At 66.1% G+C, this 17,629-nt stretch carries 17 protein-coding genes; 4 read left to right on the top strand and 13 right to left on the bottom strand.

Going from position 1 to position 17,629, the window contains the following annotated elements; translation table 11 throughout:
- Positions 1-9 precede the first annotated feature (9 nt).
- Complete coding sequence (locus tag MLP_RS06755; RefSeq protein WP_013862286.1) at positions 10-1,197, bottom strand: FAD-dependent monooxygenase; 1,188 nt, start codon at positions 1,195-1,197, stop codon at positions 10-12.
- Complete coding sequence (locus tag MLP_RS06760) at positions 1,194-2,672, bottom strand: MFS transporter (protein ID WP_013862287.1); 1,479 nt, start codon at positions 2,670-2,672, stop codon at positions 1,194-1,196. The genes MLP_RS06755 and MLP_RS06760 overlap by 4 nt, the downstream gene beginning before the upstream one ends.
- Positions 2,673-2,729: 57 nt before the next feature.
- Between MLP_RS06760 and MLP_RS06765 the strand changes: the two genes are divergently transcribed.
- The gene (locus MLP_RS06765) at positions 2,730-3,206 is read left to right on the top strand and encodes a MarR family winged helix-turn-helix transcriptional regulator (RefSeq protein WP_013862288.1); all 477 of its coding nucleotides are present in this window, start codon (positions 2,730-2,732) and stop codon (positions 3,204-3,206) included.
- A gap of 64 nt (positions 3,207-3,270) precedes the next feature.
- Here the strand turns inward: MLP_RS06765 and MLP_RS06770 are convergent, their stop codons facing one another.
- Complete coding sequence (locus tag MLP_RS06770) at positions 3,271-3,771, bottom strand: SUKH-4 family immunity protein (protein WP_013862289.1); 501 nt, start codon at positions 3,769-3,771, stop codon at positions 3,271-3,273.
- A gap of 51 nt (positions 3,772-3,822) precedes the next feature.
- A complete protein-coding gene (locus MLP_RS06775; protein ID WP_156821065.1) occupies positions 3,823-4,041 on the bottom strand; it encodes a hypothetical protein in 219 nt (72 codons plus the stop codon).
- 248 nt (positions 4,042-4,289) lie between these two features.
- On the opposite strand from MLP_RS06775, the gene MLP_RS06780 reads away from it, so the two are divergent.
- Complete coding sequence (locus MLP_RS06780) at positions 4,290-4,877, top strand: DUF4291 domain-containing protein (RefSeq protein WP_013862291.1); 588 nt, start codon at positions 4,290-4,292, stop codon at positions 4,875-4,877.
- Between the two features lie 18 nt (positions 4,878-4,895).
- Here MLP_RS06780 and MLP_RS06785 read toward each other — a convergent pair whose 3' ends face one another.
- From MLP_RS06785 to MLP_RS06800, 3 genes are all read right to left on the bottom strand, one after another.
- Positions 4,896-5,165, bottom strand: coding sequence for a MafI family immunity protein (locus tag MLP_RS06785; protein WP_013862292.1), 270 nt, complete (start codon positions 5,163-5,165; stop codon positions 4,896-4,898).
- A complete protein-coding gene (locus MLP_RS28510; protein ID WP_013862293.1) occupies positions 5,158-5,370 on the bottom strand; it encodes a hypothetical protein in 213 nt (70 codons plus the stop codon). Before MLP_RS28510 ends, MLP_RS06785 begins: the two co-directional genes overlap by 8 nt.
- Positions 5,371-6,030: 660 nt before the next feature.
- Positions 6,031-6,435, bottom strand: coding sequence for a DUF7919 family protein (locus MLP_RS06800; RefSeq protein WP_013862294.1), 405 nt, complete (start codon positions 6,433-6,435; stop codon positions 6,031-6,033).
- Positions 6,436-7,028: 593 nt separating this feature from the next.
- On the opposite strand from MLP_RS06800, the gene MLP_RS06810 reads away from it, so the two are divergent.
- A complete protein-coding gene (locus tag MLP_RS06810) occupies positions 7,029-7,352 on the top strand; it encodes a DUF6572 domain-containing protein (RefSeq protein ID WP_013862296.1) in 324 nt (107 codons plus the stop codon).
- A gap of 88 nt (positions 7,353-7,440) precedes the next feature.
- Here MLP_RS06810 and MLP_RS27900 read toward each other — a convergent pair whose 3' ends face one another.
- From MLP_RS27900 to MLP_RS06830, 4 genes are all read right to left on the bottom strand, one after another.
- Complete coding sequence (locus MLP_RS27900) at positions 7,441-8,031, bottom strand: hypothetical protein (RefSeq protein ID WP_013862297.1); 591 nt, start codon at positions 8,029-8,031, stop codon at positions 7,441-7,443.
- A complete protein-coding gene (locus MLP_RS27015) occupies positions 8,028-8,399 on the bottom strand; it encodes a PadR family transcriptional regulator (RefSeq protein ID WP_013862298.1) in 372 nt (123 codons plus the stop codon). Before MLP_RS27015 ends, MLP_RS27900 begins: the two co-directional genes overlap by 4 nt.
- A gap of 153 nt (positions 8,400-8,552) precedes the next feature.
- Positions 8,553-9,284, bottom strand: a complete 732-nt coding sequence (locus MLP_RS28285; RefSeq protein WP_013862299.1) for a pentapeptide repeat-containing protein — start codon at positions 9,282-9,284, stop codon at positions 8,553-8,555.
- 254 nt (positions 9,285-9,538) lie between these two features.
- Entirely contained in the window at positions 9,539-9,952 is a 414-nt protein-coding gene (locus MLP_RS06830) for a DUF7919 family protein (RefSeq protein WP_049804481.1), read from the bottom strand.
- Between the two features lie 206 nt (positions 9,953-10,158).
- On the opposite strand from MLP_RS06830, the gene MLP_RS06835 reads away from it, so the two are divergent.
- Positions 10,159-11,361 (top strand): ISAs1 family transposase, encoded by a 1,203-nt coding sequence (locus MLP_RS06835; RefSeq protein WP_013862301.1) that lies wholly within the window; start codon positions 10,159-10,161, stop codon positions 11,359-11,361.
- 240 nt (positions 11,362-11,601) lie between these two features.
- Here MLP_RS06835 and MLP_RS06840 read toward each other — a convergent pair whose 3' ends face one another.
- Both MLP_RS06840 and MLP_RS06845 read right to left on the bottom strand, forming a co-directional pair.
- The gene (locus MLP_RS06840; RefSeq protein ID WP_156821066.1) at positions 11,602-12,054 is read right to left on the bottom strand and encodes a hypothetical protein; all 453 of its coding nucleotides are present in this window, start codon (positions 12,052-12,054) and stop codon (positions 11,602-11,604) included.
- A 53-nt stretch (positions 12,055-12,107) separates the two neighbouring features.
- A complete protein-coding gene (locus tag MLP_RS06845) occupies positions 12,108-17,621 on the bottom strand; it encodes a DUF6531 domain-containing protein (RefSeq protein WP_013862303.1) in 5,514 nt (1,837 codons plus the stop codon).
- Positions 17,622-17,629 lie beyond the last annotated feature (8 nt).

Genomic DNA, 17,629 nt, shown 5'->3' on the forward strand with positions numbered 1-17,629 from the left:
CTGGCTGCTTCAGCTGGGCGAATAGTCGGGAAGGTCGATGTGGTCGGCGGGCGGGGTGAAGATCTTCCGGGCCAGTCTGCTGATCACTGGCGTGGCGGCGATCCGGATGCCGGTGTTGAACGCCGCGATGCCGACCATCGTCTTTGGATTGGCCAGCCGGGGTGCGCCAGGCGAGAGCTTCTGCGCCTGGTCGACGTACGGGCGCATGAGAGCTTCGTAGGCCGCGAAGGCCTGACGGTGGTCTCTGCTCCTGGACAGCTCGCCGGCGAGGACGTAGGCGCCGGTGATGGCGAGGCTGGTACCCATGCCGCTGACCGGCGTTGCGCAGTAGCCGGCATCGCCGAGAAGCGCGCTGCGACCGCGAGACCAGTGCGTGGCGCGGACCTGGCCCATGGACTCGAAGTAGACGTCGGTGTCGTCGAGGGCATCGAGGATCCGCGGAACCTCCCATCCGACGCCGGCGAACCGTTGCCGCAACACCGCTTTCACACCCTCGATATCGAGGTCTTCGTAGCCTCGGCGCTCGGTCATGAACGACAGGGTGGCGCGGGCGGTGCCGACGTTGTCCGGGCGGATGGTGGAGGTCCTGCTCCCCGGGGCGTTGAACCATCTGGCCCACGCAGTATCCGTGTCGGCTTTCGGGATGGTCATCCACGCCGTGTACATGTTGAGCGGCTTGATCTGAGCCTCGTTGCCCACGATGAGGCGGCGGGTGCTCGACCCGACCCCGTCGGCCGCCACGACCAGGTCAAAGGCGCGTTCCGGTCCATGGGCGAACGTGACCTCGACCTCGTCTCCGGTGTCGTTGAGTGTGGCGATGTGGTCGCCGTAGACGTAGCTGACGCGGTCTTGGCTCCGCTCTATCAGCAGTCGGGCGAGGTCGCCGCGAAGGATCTCGAGTCCTGCGGTCGCACCGTCTGAATCGCCCTTCCCGCGGGGGAATGCTCCGACGGTCTTGTCGTCGGCATCGACGAAGCGGACGCCGATCTCGCCGGTCGAGGCGCTGCGAATCGCCTCCTCGATCCCCATCCGGCGAGCCACCTCGCGCCCAGCACCGCGAAGGTCGATGTTCTGTCCGGTTTCGCGGGGCCCGGGGGCCCGTTCGACCACGGTGACGTCGAAGCCATAGTGGTTGAGCCAGTAGGCCAGGGCAGGGCCGGCCACACTGGCGCCGGAGATCAAAACGGTGGTACTCATCGGCTTTCCTCGGTGGAGACAGCGACCGGCCCGTGATCGGACTCGGGTGTCGCTTCGGGTACGGCGTGATCGTCGGGCCGCGGGTGCTGAGGGAAGGCGAAGGTCAGGGCCAAGAAGACCAGCAGGAGACCACCCTGGACGACGAGGGCGTCCCGGAACCCCGTGGCAGGAGTGCTCGTCTTGACCGCGTCGAAAAACACGGAGCCGAAGACGGCGACCCCGACCGAGCCTGCGATCGATTGCACGGCGGACAGTACGCCGGACGCGGATCCGATCTCATGATCATCGACGGCGGCGAGGATGACGCTGAACAGAGCGGCGATGACCATCCCTGAGCCGACGCCGGCGACCACGATGGCGGGAACCAACGGCCAGATCGAGAACGGAACCGCGAGCGAGCCGAGCTGGAACCACAACACCAAGGCGCCGAGGAGTTGAATGACGGGACCGAGCTGCAACACCGCCCGACCGAGCTTTGCCGCGAGCACGGCACCACTGAGCGCGCCGCCAATCGCCGTGCCCACCGCCAACGGGAGGTTGCCGAGTCCGGCTTCGCCGGCGGTGAAATCCTGACCGATCTGCAGAAACAGGGTGAGGACGAGCTGAGTGCCGATCAGCCCGGCGAAGAACAAGGCGATCCCACCGAGTCCGACCGTGTATGCCCGGCGAGTGAAGATCGTCGGCGTGACCAACGGCACCCCGCCGATCCTGGCCAGGCGGCGCTGCTGGAGGACGAACAGGCCGAAGCCGACGACGGAGGCAGCCAGGCTCGCCCAGGTCCACCAGGGCCAGTCATTCTCAGGGCCGAAGTTGAGTGGCAGCACCAGGAGTCCCGAAGCCGCGGCGACCAGTGCGGCCCCCGGCACGTCGACGCTCGCCGCACGGTCACCGGGGCGGCGAGGAAGGATGCGCCACGCCACCGCGACCGCAATCAGTCCGATCGGGACATTGACCAGGAACACCAGGCGCCAGCCGATTCCGAACAGGTCGGCCTCGATCAGTGCGCCGCCGAGCACCGGGCCGATGATTCCGCCGAGTCCGAGGACGGGGCCGAAGATGCCGAACACCGTGACGAGCTCCGGACCGGAGAAGTTCTCCCGCAACAGACCAAGTCCCTGTGGCAGCAGCATGGCGCCTGCTGCGCCCTGGATCAGCCGCACCACGATCAAAGCACTGACCGTGGGGGCCAAAGCGCAGAGCAGGGAGGCGATGGTGAAGGCAAGGAGGCCGCCGAGGAACATCCGCCGCCGTCCGAATCGGTCACCGAGCCGACCGCCGAGGACCAGTCCGGCGCCAAGAGCGAGGGCGTAGCCGCCGATCACCCATTGCAGGCCGACGGAGCTGGTGCCCAAGGACTGCTCGAGTGAGGGACCCGCGACGTTGACGATGGTGGCGTCGAGCAAGTCCATCACCTCAGCCGTCAGCATCACGGCGAGGATGAGCCATCGGTAGCGGACGGGCTGGTCGAGAGACATTAGAAAAGTCCTTGATTATCAAAAACATTGACAATCTTGATTGTTTACCATGGCTCCATGGATGTCAATCCGGCCGACGGCATAGCTGACCAGCTCGAGTTGATGACCCGCCGGCAGCAGCAGTTCGAACGACATCTCGCGGACAGTCTGAGCGTCGATCCGGCCGGCCTTGCGGCAATGGAGCATCTGATGCGCGAAGGGCAGGCCACGCCGACCGAACTCGCTCGTCAGCTGACGATCTCCACAGCAGCGATGACGCTGGTGCTCGACCGGCTCCAAGCTGCGGGCCACGTGAGTCGTCATCCGCATCCCACAGACCGTCGCAAGGTCGTGATCATTCCGGCGGCTGATTCGGTGACCTCAGCCGAAGGTTTGGTGACGCCTCTGATCGTTGGGGTCGAGAGGGTCGTAGGGGCGCTGAATCCGCAGGAGCAGCAGGTCGTCTCGACCTTCTTGTCTCAGTTGCTCAGCGTGTACGACGAAGTTCTCTCCCAAGCCGACGCTCCGCATGGTGATGACCCGGTTCGACACTAGGTGCCGACTCAGTCGGGCCGGATCGGATGAAGGATCTCGGTCAGCTGATCGTAGGCGTCCCGGCTCACAGCAGTCCGTCGCGAAGCTGCTCGAAGATCACCGACCACCAGTGTTCCGGATCTGCCAGGGCTGTCTCGTCCATACTTCGCAGCCGCTTCTGAAGATCATCGAGCGCGGTATCGAGCTGTGTGTCGTCCAACTCCGCGAACTGACGTCGGATCCGGCAGACCTCGAGGAGGAAGCTGGCGAACGACCCGAGGTCGGCATTGACATACCGCTGTCGCAGGTCCGACGTCGCGGTGACAGAGATGACGGCACCGTCTGGTGGCACCAGGCACAGCGAACTGCCGCCGTCGGTGCCGAAGCGGATAGGGGGGCCGGGTCGTCGATCGGACGGCATCGACTCCACGGGCGTGAAGACGAACAGCGGATCCACCGCAACCGGGAGCCCGACCTCCCCGAGCACGTACGCCGCCCGAGGACCGATCCCAAGCTGGCTGAGCGCCTCCGGTGACACCCGTGCCAGCGACCCCCACACATCGGCGGCCGTCGCAGCGTCGATCATTCGCGTACTCTACTTCCGCATCTCCAGGGCATGAGGTCGTCGCGGACCTCATCACGGCGCCCCCGGACGACCGTAGAACTCGTCGTGAGGCAGCCGGAGACGCCAGGCGGACTCGGTGGGGTGCGGTGGCACGAACAAGGCACCGTTGCTGAACTGGAATCCCGTGTCGTCGAGGTCGACGGGGCCTACCCCGAGCAGTGCTTCGCCGACCACCGAGCGGACCTGGACGGCGAGGTCGTCATCGTCGGAATAGATTGCGCGTCCCTCCAAGGTTCCCTCCCACGGCGCGAGGATGGTCAAGGTCCAGTCGAGCCCCAGATCGTCAGGACCGCGCCCTCGACATCGGCCCCGGTGATCTCAACCGGCAGATGTTCGGCGATATCGGGGTAGGCGCGACTCACCGGGACGCTCCGTCGCGCCGGCTGAGGTCGCCGTCCGCGAACTTGGTGGTGCCGTACAGGGTCGGCCGGGGAAATCGGCGTGCAGATGCCGGATGGCCATGGCCATAATGATGGCCGATGAGTAAACCGCCGTTTCGCCAGGTCCGCGCCGTCCATGACGAGGACACGATCACCGTCTATCAGGCGTACTCGCCGGCGATCGCCAGTGCCGCGGTTGCGGCGGGTGGATTCGTGCCCCCGTTCCGGCGGGAGCGGATGACCTGGATCAAACCGTCCTTCCTCTGGATGATGTATCGCTGCGGCTGGGCGACCAAGCCCGGTCAGGAACGGGTGCTGGCCATTCGGATGCTGCGCAGCGGGTTCGAGGAGGCCCTCTCGATGGCCTCACTCAGCCATTTCGATCCGGCGGTGTACGCCGACCAGGAGGTCTGGCAGCAGCGCAAGGCGGCCAGTCCGGTACGCGTGCAGTGGGACCCCGAGCGCGACGTACGGCTGGAACCCTTGGCCTGGCGATCCCTCCAGGTCGGACTAGGCGGCGTGGCAGTCGAACGGTACGTCGACGACTGGGTCGTCGGGATCGAGGACATCACCGCGATGGTGGAGGAACTCCGCGAACGTGCTCCGGACGATCGCCGTTCCTCGTTACCGATCGAGCTCCCTTACCCGCTGCCACCAGAAGTGGCGGCGGTGGTCGGCGCGACCTGATCGTGCGACGGCTTCTTGTCATTGCAGTCCCCGCAGGACACGTTCAGGGTCCAGGCTCATCGCGATAGCCAGCCGACGGATCTGCTCGACGACCTCGGGGTCGAGGGTCGCGTCGTATTCGTAGAGTCGCGTGCACAGGTTCTGCAGCGCGATCCCAGGCTCGCCGGCTTCGAGAAGCTCCCACGCATTCGTCAGGTCTTGCTCGGGCAACGCGTCGCTGACTCCGATGATCACCGCCCGCAACGACCCGAGAAGGTCGTCCCACTCGTAACAGGCATCCTCAGTCAAATTCGATCAGATCCTCGATCGCTTGGCGCCATGCGTAGAAGGTGGGATATTCGGCGCGATGCTCCCAGCCAGGGTCTGCGAAGTCGTGAATGACGACAACCTGCTGAGGGTCTCGACGCAGATCCCAACAGGCAACATCGTCGGTGTCCTGCCGGTTGGCAAAAAGGCACCAGCCGTCGGTTCGGGAATCTGCCTGCCAAACCACGGAACCGTCGCTGGAGCGGGTCGCCGCTCAAGATCGCCCACGGCTCGAGATCGATCAGACCGAGATGAACGACTCTGATGAACGAGGGTGGGTAGGTGAAGCCGGTGGGCAGGTCGGCCAGGGCAAGGAGTTGGACCACGCTAGTGCAAGCTACCCGGCCGCTAACGGGGGAGTTGCGGTGCCCGTGAGCAGATCGATCTCGAACTCTCTCGAGGCTCGTCATCGTCGGGGTCGGCAATGCTTGGCGTACGGCGGGCAGGCGTAGGATGCGCCGTAGGTGGCATGCTCGGCGTATGAGTATGGAGTGTCGCCGGTGCGGTCGTCCTGTACGGGTGAGCGCCTCGCAGTTCGATGTTTTTGAGCAAATGCACTATGTGTGCTTTCACTACGAGTTCGAGCACGGGGAGTACGACGTCGATGAGGAGTGCACGGCGGGCGGCTGTCCATCCGCCGTATTGACTAAAGGTCGGAGCGCGACATCTGCGTTGCGACACACGGAGGACTCGTCGTGGAGCGAGTGATCGATCATCTCCATCACTCCCATTCGTAGATTTGTATCAACTGCTTGCCTGAGATCGAGAAGGATTGCTGAAGTACAGGCAGCCGAACAACACTAGCGAAGTGGGAAATAGATCTTACAAGGCGATCTGGGTAGCTGGCTCAGCAAAAATTCAGCGGGCAGGGCTGGCCATCGAGCACGGCGTCGATGAACTCGGTGGGTGGCTGGTAGTTGTGCTGGAGGATGTAGTGGATGATCAGCGAGGGCGCGCTGTAGGTGGTTCCGTCGGGTGCCAGAACATGGAGTTCGCCCATGCCGAGGAATACGTAGCCTCGTCGTGCGTCGGCGGGTAGCTTGAGTGGCGATTCTTCGTCACAGAAGTGACAGTTGTGGACGCCGCGCGTGATGTTGTGCTGATGGGCCGCCAGGGTTGTCAGCGCGGCGATGACTTGGGGTGGCACCGGCCCGGTCGTGAAGGCGTGGTCGCGGTCGAGCCAGCCGATGGTGAGCATCGGGTTCCGTAGCGGGAGATAGGTGTAGTCCGACAAGTCAGGAAAGTAGGTCATCTCTCAACTCCGTGCATTCGATCAGTCGTCAAGCGGCTTGATGATCCGCATCCGATCTGATTCTGGCGGGTTGGTAAGCCGCCGATTCAGGACGCGTTGCGCGGTGGCGCTCAGCGACGGGTCGTGGTGTCGGAGGAGGTCGCGGAGTGCTGTTTCGGCTTCGGGTCCAGGGATCTTGCCCAGGGAGTGGATGGCCTTGCTGGCGAGGGCTCCGCACGCGCCCAGCACTCATCGCCGACCACTGGATCATGAACTCATGGTGCATGACGGCCGACAACAACGAGCATCGGCAGCGTTTCATGCCCGGATCGATCCTTGCACCTGTGTCAGCGCACGAGCTGCGGTCTCGGCAAGTGAGGAATCGCCGTAGCCGCCGAGGTCGTAGCAATCGTCGGTGGCCGCGTCCGTCGATGAGGAGGGTGCTGAGGTCACCTCTGAAGACGCATGCGTAGATCTCGCAGTCCACGAGTTGAAGAAGTCTGGAGGTCTTCTCGATGGTGCATTGGTCGAGAGTGGCGATCGCTGTAGTCCCAAGATGATCCGGCCCTTGAACCTACGGTTCGACGGATGTGGCGGAGCGCTAGCCTCATCGGGTGGCTGGCATCGACGATCCGGGTGTGATCGACCTGATCACGCGGGCGCCGGACGGTGCCTTTGCCATGATCATCAGTCACGATCGGCCTTGGACCGACTCCGGCGAGGAGGTCGACCGCCTCATCGAGAAGATCAACAACTACGCAGCGTTCATGCTCGACGAAGGCCTCGTCAGCACTTATCCGGAGTCGGCCGATCACCCCAAGCGCATACAGGTGGACTGCGTGAACGAACCGACCCCGAAGATCGCTGACGTGTTGGCGAAGACCGACGCTGCATTGAGCCCGTACTCGATCAGCCTGACGGTGAACCAGCTGTCCTGACGATCCCTCACGCGGCGCTTACCGTGGCACGAGGTCGGTTTGCGAGTTGCGCTCCGCCGGGGTGCACGAGGTAGGACAACGACCTGCTTCAGTACGCGGTCCGCGGTCGCGGCCGCACCACGATCGACACCGCGCCGACGACGACCCCCGTGATGGCCAACAGGTCAGGTACCGCTGCAGCGAGGCTGATCTGAGCTGACGCAGGTGCCGATGCTGGGTCGAGTGAAGCTGTCACCGCGGTGAGGGCTACGGCGAGGAAGGCGCCGAGGATCCAGCAGGGGATCACCCACAACGCGGCGGCAAGGGGCGCGACTCGGTTGACCGTTGCGATCGCGGCCCCAGTCGCGAGACCGCCCACCAGGTGTCCAGCGAGGTAGAAGACGGTCGAATAGCCAGCCGTCTGGGGTGACGCGAGGGCGAACAGGACCCCTACCGTCCACATGATCAGCACCCCAAGTAGTGCTGATAGCAAGATCCTGACCGGTGCCTCGCGGAGACGACGGAGAAGTAGCGCAGGGACCGAGCGGCTGAATTCATACCAAAGCCACCAGTGCGCAGCGGGGTGACCTTGCCGTGCCCGTTCTGCGTGAAGTTCCTCGAGATCGCCGAGGATCACCTCGGCGAGATCGGGATCTGAGACCAGGCCGGTCACCACCGGAACCAGATTCGACCGCTTCATGCGGGCTGCTCCCCGGCCGAGGAGACGCCGCCGCGGCCCCACCCATTCGCTGACTGACCCGACTGCCACAGCAGGTCGGATTGCCGACGGGCTTCGGCCAGGGCTCGAACGCCCGGCGCGGCAATCTGAAAATGTCGACGTGCCCTCCCGCCCCGGACGGGTTGCGGGCTGGTCAGGCTGGACGTGATCCAACCCTTCTTCTCCAGCCGGGACAAGGTCGTGTAGATCGCGCCGACGGAATACTCGTGACCACACCGCCTGCTTACGTCGCGGCGCACGCTCAACCCGTAGGCCTCCGCGCCGAGATCGGCAACAGCCAACAACGACATCAGTTCGAGTCCGCCGGCCGTTCGGCGCTGCCTGGTCATAGTCATACTATGTCGAACAAATACGAGAATCGCAAGGTGGCTCCGCTCTACCGAGTTCGCCGCACCCTGCACACCGGTGTCGACCTGCTGACCGAGAGACAGCGCCAGCGGATCGAGCAGCTGTTCGCCGGCGAAAACCACGTCCCGCGAACCTCAGCCGACGATGGCCTGCGCTGTGGCGAGGGCTCGGCCGGCGACGGCTGCGGTGATGGGGTCGCCGTACCCGTTGAGCGCGGACACCTGGTCGGTGTCCTCTGCCCCCGGTGCCTTCAGCTCATAGTCGAAGATTCCGGCGGTGCGGGTCTCTTCGTCCGATGTGTCGGGGCGGCGGAGCCAGGCAGCGGCGGCGCGGAGGACGCTGGGGTAGTTGTGCAGGACGACGAGATCGTCCTGTGGTGGGAGCACGACGTTGTCGACGTGGTAGCCAGTGATCGAGAAGTCGCCGAGGTTTGCGCGACTGAAGTCGACTCGCCGCCAGGTGTTTCTGAGCTCCTGCCATTCGCCGGTGCCCAAGGCGCTGCTGCGCAGATCGGCACGACGGAAGCTGTTGTCGGTGATCTCGGTGCCCCACAGGCGCATACCGAACAGGCTCGCGTCGTCGAAGACACAGTTGGAGATGCGTCCGGCGAAGAAGCGGAGGTGTTCGAGCTGTGCGCCTGACAGGTCGAGGGAGTTCCAAGTAGCCCCGGCTGTTGGGTCGTCCTTGTCGCCGACGCTGACCGGGGTGGCGAAGAGTGGGATTCCACGTAGGTCGGTCCGTCCGTTGTGTTCTTCCAAACCGGCGGGCTGGGGGCCGTGTCCGGTGAGCCAGGTCCGGACTTCGCGAACCAGACGGAGCCGGTCGGGCTCTGACCAACGATGCTTTAGATCAACAGCCGTCACCACGGGTGCAGTATCGCTGGTCGTCTTTTCAGCTTCCAGCCGGCATGGCGCGGGATGGCGCGGCTCATCTTCTGGCCGTGCCCCTGGTCGATCCTCGTTGGGTGCCAGAACATGGAACTCACCCATGCTCCCGGAGGACGCCAACACCGCAAACCACCATCACGGGTGGATCTGCGGTCGGTCGTTGGCTCGGGCCGGTATGAGAGCGACCACGCCCGATCCGCACAATAGGTGCGCGTTGTTGAATTTCTCTCGGCTCACTCTTCGTTTCCGCACCTGCCATCGCATGGACGGCCCTCGCGAACTGCCCGGATGAAGTTCTCAGGTGGTTGGTAATTGTGCTGAATGATGTAGTGAATCACTAAAGATGGTGCGGTGAAAATCGTTTCATCGACGTCTATCCTATGTAGTTCTCCCATGCCCAGTGAGACATACCCACGTGGCACCTTCGCGGCTAGGCGAATCGGAGACTCTTCTTGGCAGAATTCGCAGTCGTGCACTCCTCGCATGATGTTGTGTAGGTCTTCCGTGAGCAGCATGAGCTTCTCGATGACGTCGGTGGGCACCGGTCCTGTCGGGAAAGAGCGGCCGGCGCCAAGCCAGCCAATGTTCACCATCGGGACCAGAGTGGCCCGATAGCGATAATTCGAGAAGTCCGAAAAAAACGTCATGTCACCCAAGTGGCTCGATGATCCGCGGCCGACCGGGGTCTGGTGGGTTGGCGAGCCGTCGGTTCAGCAGGGCTTGTTCAAAGTCGTGGTTGCGGCGTGGTGTCGGGTTGACACGCCATGGGTGAGGTATAAGCCGGGCGGGCACGGTGGATACCGGGATCGTGGTGGGTGCTTGACGTCCACTGCCGATCGATCGGAGTCCTGCCGTGCCCGCACCCGTATCTTCTCTCATCCCGGCCGCTGATGCGCTGCGCGCCCATCAGGTCGAACCCGGTCACGGTGTTCCGGTCGAGGTGTGGGAGGTGTTGTCGATCATCACCGATCCGCGGGGCCGGCGGGGCCGCCGGTATGAGCTGGCCACCGTGCTGGTGGTCGCGTTGGCCGCGGTGGTCGGCGGATCACGGAGTCTGGCTTCGATCGCCGGATGGGCAGCGGATCTGCCCACCTGGCATTGGCCACGGTTGGGGATCACCCGGCGGCCGCCGAGCCTGTCGACGATCCGCCGGGTGCTGTTGCGGGTCGACCCGGAGGTGGTGGACGCGGTCCTGCACGCCTGGCTGGCCACGCTGACACCGGTCTCGTCGCGGTGGCGGGCGGTCGCGGTGGATGGCAAGACCTGCCGCGGCGCCCGCGGTGTGGATGGGTCGAGGGTGCATCTGTTCTCGATCGTCGACCATGCCACCGGGATGCCGTTGGGGCAGGTCAACGCCGGCGGGAAAGATCATGAGATCGCCGCGTTCGCGGCGGTGTTGGACCGGATCAACCTCAACGGCGTCATCGTCACCGCCGATGCTCTCCACACGCAACGTGGCCATGCCCACTATCTGCACCGGCACGGCGGCCGGTACGTCTTCGTGGTGAAACGGAACCAGCCCACCTTGTACGACCAGCTCGCCGGGCTCCCGTGGAGCAAGGTGCCGGTCGCTCATCGTGTGGTGGAGAAAGGGCATGGGCGACGGGAGTCCCGTACCCTGCAGCTGACCGGTGTCCGGGCCGGGATCGGGTTCCCGCACGCCCGGCTCGCCGGCCGGATCGTGCGGAACCGGACCGAGACCGCCACCGGCGAGACCACGCAGGAGATCGTCTATGTGGTCACCAGTCTCGGCTGGTCAGACATCGCCCCGGCCGACCTCGCGACCTTGGTCCGTGGTCATTGGAGCATCGAGAACAAGGTGCATTGGGTGCGTGATCTCACCTTCGACGAGGACCACTCCACCGTGCGCACCGGCACCCTGCCCCAGCTGATGGCAACCCTGCGCAACACTGCGATCGGACTCCTCCGACTCCGCGGGAAACACACCAACATCGCCGCCGCGACCCGCAGCCTCGGTCGCCAAACCGGCCAACTGCTCGACCTGATCGATCACGCCCAGGTCACACCAGTCACAACAGAATCAACTTTGAATTGACCCTGGTCGGTTCAGGACGCGTTGTGCGGTGGCTCGCAGGGCATGGTCTTCGTGTCGGAGGATGGCGTCTTGGAGCTTGTGTAGGGCACACTCGCTCGGCTGGGCGATTCCGGTCCGGGCCCGAAATCCGTCCGGGTTGAGTGCGCGTCCTCGGGCCTGGGATCACGACCAGAGCAAGCGCGAGTTCCTGCTGCTCAGGTGTCATTGCACGTGCCCTGCACGCACGGCCGACCACTGCGTTCATCGCACGTAGGAGCCGTCCGTCAACGAATAGATATCGGAGCCGTTCTCGGAATCGGTGCGGATGACGCCATTGGAGACGCTGGTGACTCTGCGGGTCTGGTCGTCGTGGACGTCTTCCCATAACAGGCCCTTCTTCCGGTGCACGAGGCAGAATCCCACCTCGGACTCGACGAGGCACGATGCCTCGTCGACGTCGAAGAAGCCTATCCGGTGGAGCCCTCCAGGGTCGTAACCCGGCAGGTCGAGCCGTGCGATCGGTGGTAGGTCGCGGATCTCGGGATCATCGGGTGTCCATGACAACAAGGTGTGGCTGTGCTCGCCGATGGCGAGCAGCCAGGACGGGTGACATCTGACGAACAGTTCGTCCATATCGTCCAACTCGTGGTCGACGAACGAGGTGCTGATTCCGCCGTGGGCCGCCTCGACGGTTCCACCCCGAGACCGACTCAAGGTCGCCCCACCTGCCGATACGGTCGCTGACAGAGACAATCCTACACAGTTCGTCACGGTTTTCGGACCTCGATCCCGTGATTTGTGAGAACATCAGTAAGTCCTTTATCGGACGTGATGACCGGATTTCCCGTATTTATGGCGGTTGCGGCAATAGAGCCGTCGCCGAACAGGCCACGTTGGTTGGGCTTTGCGGCAGCCATCTCGCCCCGAATATTGATTCGCGTGTGGATATCCATGACGTCCGGAATCGTATCCAACTCTGTCGCGAATCGCGGCTGCTTCATACGCCCGCCTGCTACAAGATTGTTGATTTCTGCTCTAGTCGTTTGAGTGACGACTGGGACCTCACCATCGTTCAGCGCATTGATAACCCCAGGTCTATTAAAAACTGCATTCGTATCAACGATTACTTGCTGGGGGAGCGGGGCAGGGTGCACGGAATCCAGAAGTTTGGTGCCGCCGGTGACGATCCCGTGTCCAGCAGCGCCGCCGAGGCTGCCGAAGATGGCGCCGGTGGTGCCGCCGCTGGCTGTGGCGCCGAGATAGCCGCCGATGGTGTGGGGCCCGGGTCCGGTGCCGTACTGGTAGGCGCCCATTCCGGCGCCGCCGGCGGCGCCGGAGACGGCGCCCGCGACCATGGCGCCCTTCAAACCGGTGACGCCGAGCTTGGCGGCGGCGAAGCCGCCGCCAATGCCGCCGGCGACGAAGCTGACTCCGACTTCGCCCCAGTTGACGCTGCCGGTGGTGGCTTTCTGGATGATGGTGTCTGCGCCTGCGGAGATGAGCATCATCCCCACAGGGCCGCCGACGCCGGTGGCCATCAGCACGCCGCCGGCGATGATCGCGGCACCGCCGACGACGTACTCCCAGTTCTTGCTCATCCAGTCCGTGGTGGCGTTCCAGGCGCTGTTGAGCGCGCCGCCGAGACCGCTGCTGTCGCGGTAGCCCTGGAGTTCGGCGTCGGTGACCGGGCGGAGCCCCGTCGGGTCGAGGGCGTGCAGCGGGTCGTTGCCGGCGTAGGCGTACGGGTTGGCGGCCCAGCCGGCGCCGGTGATCGGGTCCAGCGGGTCGGTGGAGAGGAAGCCGCGGCTGGCGGGGTCGTAGACCCGGGCGCCGAGCCATTCCAGTCCGCCGACGGAGAGCTCGCCGGCCGCGCCGATGCCGAGGGCGCCATCGCCGACCCGACGGGTGTCGGTGGTCGGTGTAGCCCAGGGGTCGGCGTCGGTGCCGCGGCTGGTACGCCAGCCGGGGGCGGTCCAGCCGGTGTCGACACCGGTGACCGGGCCGGCGGCCAGGACGGGGGTGTCGCCGACCAGCACCGGGGCGCCGGCGTACGCGGCGGTGTCCCAGAAGATGGGGGTGCCGTCGACCTCGGCCAGTTCGCCGAGGGCATCGGCGTGTACGCGGGTGCGGCGGACGCGGTCGTTGTCGTGCTCGGTGACGCCGGTGAGATAGCCGGTGGGGTTCCAGGTGTATTCCCGGATCACCCCGCGCTCGTTGGATACGCGGGTGCGTCGGCCGTTGCCGTCGTAGTCGTACGACAGCCGGCGGCCATCGGCCCCGACGGTGGTCAGCAGTTGACCGGCCAGGTCGTAGACGTGATTGATGGTCGCCTCGTCGACCGCCTCGGTGACCAGCCGGCCGCCGGCGTCGTAGCGCCACCGAGCCAATGTGTCAGTGCCGGCTTCGCGGCGGGTCCGGGCCTCGACCAGCTGGCAGGCGCCGTCGTAGCCGTAGTCGGTGACTACCGAAGAGCCGTTGTCATCGCGCCGGATCCGCACCACCCGGCCGTCGGTGTCGCGCTCGATCGCGGTCCGGCTCGCGCCGTCGCTGTCGGTCAGGGTGTGCGCGACCACGAATCCGTCGCGATGCTCCCAGGACTGGATCAGGCCACCGGCGACAGCGGAGATCAACCGCCCGCTGGCATCCCGGTCGAATGCCGCCCGACCCAGCAGCGGATGCTCGACCCAGGCCAGCCGGTCGGCCGCATCCCAGCCGTAACGGGTGGTCTGCCCATCGGGGGTGGTCATCGACGTCCGCCGCCCGGCGGTGTCGTAGCTCCACGTCACCGACCGGCCGTCGCGGGTTCGCCGCAGCAGCTGGCCGCGACCGTTCCACTCCAGCTCATGCTCGGTCGGCCGGTCGCCGGTCCGATCCTCGATCCGTACGGTACGGCGACGCAGGTCTCGGGTGAGGGCGGTGACGGTACGCCCGTCGACCGCCATCGACGCCGGCCGACCGGCGGCGTCATAGGTCCAACTGAGCCGGCGACCATCCGGGTTCTGTTGCCAGACCAGCCGCCCGGCCGGGTCGTAACCCGCCTGCGTGGTGCGGCCCAAGGGGTCGGTCTCGGCGACGCAGCGATTCATCGCGTCGAACTCGCGCCGGGTCACGCCACCCAGCGGGTTGGTGATCTCCACCGCGCGGCCAACCGCGTCGTAGCCGTAGCGAGTGATCCCGCCGTTGCTGTCGGTGACGGCGATCAGTTGCCCGGCGGCGTCGTAGGAGAACACCCGCCGGCCGGTACGCGGATCGCGGGTCTCGATCACCCGACCGCACAGGTCGTAGACGTAGCGCAGCGTCCCCACACCGGGCCGATGGTGGCTGACCACCCGCCCGCAGAGGTCGAACTCGCTGGTGGCGACCTCGCCGGTCGGCAAGGTCTGGCGGACCGCCTGCCCATCGGCGTCGTACGCGATCGTCGTCCGCCCGCCCAGGGGATCGATCCCCGCACTGAGCCGCCCGCACCGGTCGTACTCGTAGCGGGTGACAGCCCCGGTCGGTCCGGTCGTCGCCACGACCCGGCCGCCGGCATCGCGGCGGTAGGTGGTCAGCGCGCCTTCGGCGTCGAGGGATTCGGCCGGGCGACCACAGCGGTCGTAGGTCAGCAACGCGGCCGAGCCGTCGGGCTGGCCCAGCGACGTCGCCCGCCCCAACGGATCGAAGCCGGCCACCACGGACACATCCCCATCGTCGACGGCGACCTGCCCACTGCCGGTGTCCAACGCGACCCCGCGGCGTCCGCCGGTCGGGTCCAGGGTGGCGACCAGACTGCCCGTCGCGTCGTACTCGCGGCGCCAGACCGCACCGGTCGGGTCGGTGGTCGTGGTGAGGCGAGAGAGGGCATCGTGAGTGAATCGCCAGGTCGAGCCGTCCGGCAGCTCGACTGCGGCCAGGTTGCCCAGATCGTCCAGCCGGCGAGTGACCGCGCGGCCGAGCGGGTCGATGGTGCGCGTCTCCTCGCCATGCGTGCCGTGCTCGACGCTGGTGCGAGCGCCCATCGGGTCGACGGTAGCGGTCAGCCGGCCACCGGTCGTGTACTCGTAGCGCCAGGTGCCGCCGTCGGGATTCACCCGGATGGCCAGCAGGCCCGAATCCGGGTCGTAGGCGTAGGTGGTGCGCCGGCCCGACGGCGTGATCGCGGCCGTCACGCGTCCGACGGCGTCCCGCTCCAAGCGGGCGCAGTTGCCGTCGGCATCCGTGGTGGCGACCAGGTCACCGCGCTCGTCGTAGTCGTAGCGCAGCACGACCTCGGTCGGATCGATCACCTCGCGCAGCAGGCCGGACTCCCAGCGCAGCCGGGTGATCCCGCCCTCCGGGTCGATGACGGTCGACGGATTGCGCTGTTCGCCCTGGTAGCCGAACTCGGTGACCGCGCCGGACTCGGTGACCACGGTGATGACCCGATCCAGGTCGTCATAACCCCAGGTCAGGTCCGCGCCGGACGGCGTGACGGTGCGGATCCGTCGGCCCCTGGCGTCGTACTCATGGACCGTCGTCGAACCGTCCCGCTCGGTCAGCAGCACCGGGTTGCCGTACCGGTCGTAGCTGGTCGACTGGCGCCGCTCGTCGGCATCGACGACGCCGATCAGCCGGCCGCGATCGTCGGCGATCCAGGTGTTCGACCGGCTGCCGTCCTCGTCGGAGACCACGGTGACTCGGCCGGGCAGATAGACGAACCGGGTCGTCCTCCCGAACGGCGAGCGCTGCTTGATCACCCGCCGCTGCTCGTCGTAGACGTTCTCGGCTTCAACCACGCCGTCGGCATCGATCACCGCGGCGATCAGGCTCTGTTGCCCGGAGTCCGCCCAGCGGTAGGTCCGGGTGCCCAGCGGTCCGTTGGCGCCGGTCAGTCGTGCGTCGGCGTCGTACGCGTAGTCGACCACCCGGCCGTCGGAGCTGGCGACCCGCACGATCCGGTCGGCGCCGCCGACCTCGTCCCAGCTGAGCTCGATCGCCTGACCACGGCCATGAGTCAATCGGATCAGCCGGCCGGCCCTGTCGCGCTCGAGCCGGACCAGGTTGCTGCCGGACTCGGGACCGATCCCGTACGCCAGCAGCGTCCCGTCGGCAGCGCAGGACCACCAGGAGCCGTCGGTGCCGCTGATCCGCAGTCGCTGCTGCCCGTCGACGTCCGAGCTGGTCAGCCAGGCGCTCTCGCCGACAGCTCGGTCCCAGCCGTCGCCCAGCCGGGGGAACACCAGCTGGCGCCCATCGGGCAGCCGGAGGTGCGCCTGGCCTTCGTCGCTGTCGAAGCTCAAGCCCGCCTCGGCGACCGACGACCAACCGATGCCGAACGCGCCGGCACTCGAGTCGAAGGAGTTGTAGCAACGCCCGAGGCCGAGCAGCCCGGCCGCGCCCGGGAAACCGAGATCGCTCTCGTTCTCCAGGAAGTTGCCGGTCGAGGTGTTCACCGGATCGTTCGCATATCCGGTGGTCGGCGGGTTGCCGTACGTCTGCGGCGGGTCGATCGTCAGATCTTTGCGGTTGACGTCGATCCCGGCCGCATGCAGTGCGGCGTTGATCGCACTGTTCGACAGCGTCGAGACGTTGCCCTCGCCACCCGCGGCCGCGAAGGCGTCGGCCACCGTCTTGGCCCACTGCACATCCGCATCGTTGGCGGTCAACCACTTGGAGAACCCGGCGACGACACCGGAGGCCTCCAACCGACCCCAGCGGCACAAGCGCGCGAAATCGGCGAGCTTCGATGACAGGCTGCTGGGCTTTGAGCGCAACTGGTCGTTCGCGCCCTTGGAGGACGTCGCGAACGTACGCAGCTTGGATGGCCGTGCCGACGATGTACCTCCGCCGCCACCGCCGCCCGACCCTGGTGCCGGGGTGTCTCGGTGGCCGCTGGTGGGGGAGTCCACCTCGACCTGTGGCTCGGCTGCCGGCGGGCCGACCGGCGGGTCGTCGCCGCCCTTCAGCCAGTCCACGCCCTGCTCGAACCAGTTGCGGTTGTCGTGCCGCTCTTTCCAGGCGCGCGCGATCTCGCGGCGCTCCTGCTCCTTGCGTGCCTCCTCGGCTAGGTAGCGCGCCTGGGTCGCCACCTGTCGCAGCCGACTGGACAACTCGGTGGCATCGCTGGCGGCCACCGCGGCGTTGGTGCGGAAGATCTCGGAGAAACGACCCTTGAAGTCGGTCAGCCCAGTGGTCACCCAGGATGATCGCGATCCGGCTTGACCGTCGACGGCGGTCGCCGCATTGTCGAAGGCGGTGGCCAGGGTGCTGGCGGTGCCGAAGTCGAACGGGACGTCCTCGGCTATGGCGCCCAGGTCAGCCACGAGATCTC

Source organism: Microlunatus phosphovorus NM-1 (genome assembly GCF_000270245.1).
Taxonomy (GTDB): Bacteria; Actinomycetota; Actinomycetes; order Propionibacteriales; family Propionibacteriaceae; genus Microlunatus; species Microlunatus phosphovorus.

Excerpts from the sequence above, each read along its gene's own strand:
- MLP_RS27900 (WP_013862297.1), bottom strand. The coding sequence starts at position 8,031 with ATGAAGCGGTCGAATCTGGTTCCGGTGGTGACCGGCCTGGTCTCAGAT.
- MLP_RS06780 (WP_013862291.1), top strand. The coding sequence starts at position 4,290 with ATGAGTAAACCGCCGTTTCGCCAGGTCCGCGCCGTCCATGACGAGGAC.
- MLP_RS06760 (WP_013862287.1), bottom strand. The coding sequence starts at position 2,672 with ATGTCTCTCGACCAGCCCGTCCGCTACCGATGGCTCATCCTCGCCGTG.
- MLP_RS06770 (WP_013862289.1), bottom strand. The coding sequence starts at position 3,771 with ATGATCGACGCTGCGACGGCCGCCGATGTGTGGGGGTCGCTGGCACGG.
- MLP_RS06830 (WP_049804481.1), bottom strand. The coding sequence starts at position 9,952 with ATGACGTTTTTTTCGGACTTCTCGAATTATCGCTATCGGGCCACTCTG.
- MLP_RS06755 (WP_013862286.1), bottom strand. The coding sequence starts at position 1,197 with ATGAGTACCACCGTTTTGATCTCCGGCGCCAGTGTGGCCGGCCCTGCC.
- MLP_RS06765 (WP_013862288.1), top strand. The coding sequence starts at position 2,730 with ATGGATGTCAATCCGGCCGACGGCATAGCTGACCAGCTCGAGTTGATG.
- MLP_RS06800 (WP_013862294.1), bottom strand. The coding sequence starts at position 6,435 with ATGACCTACTTTCCTGACTTGTCGGACTACACCTATCTCCCGCTACGG.
- MLP_RS27015 (WP_013862298.1), bottom strand. The coding sequence starts at position 8,399 with ATGACCAGGCAGCGCCGAACGGCCGGCGGACTCGAACTGATGTCGTTG.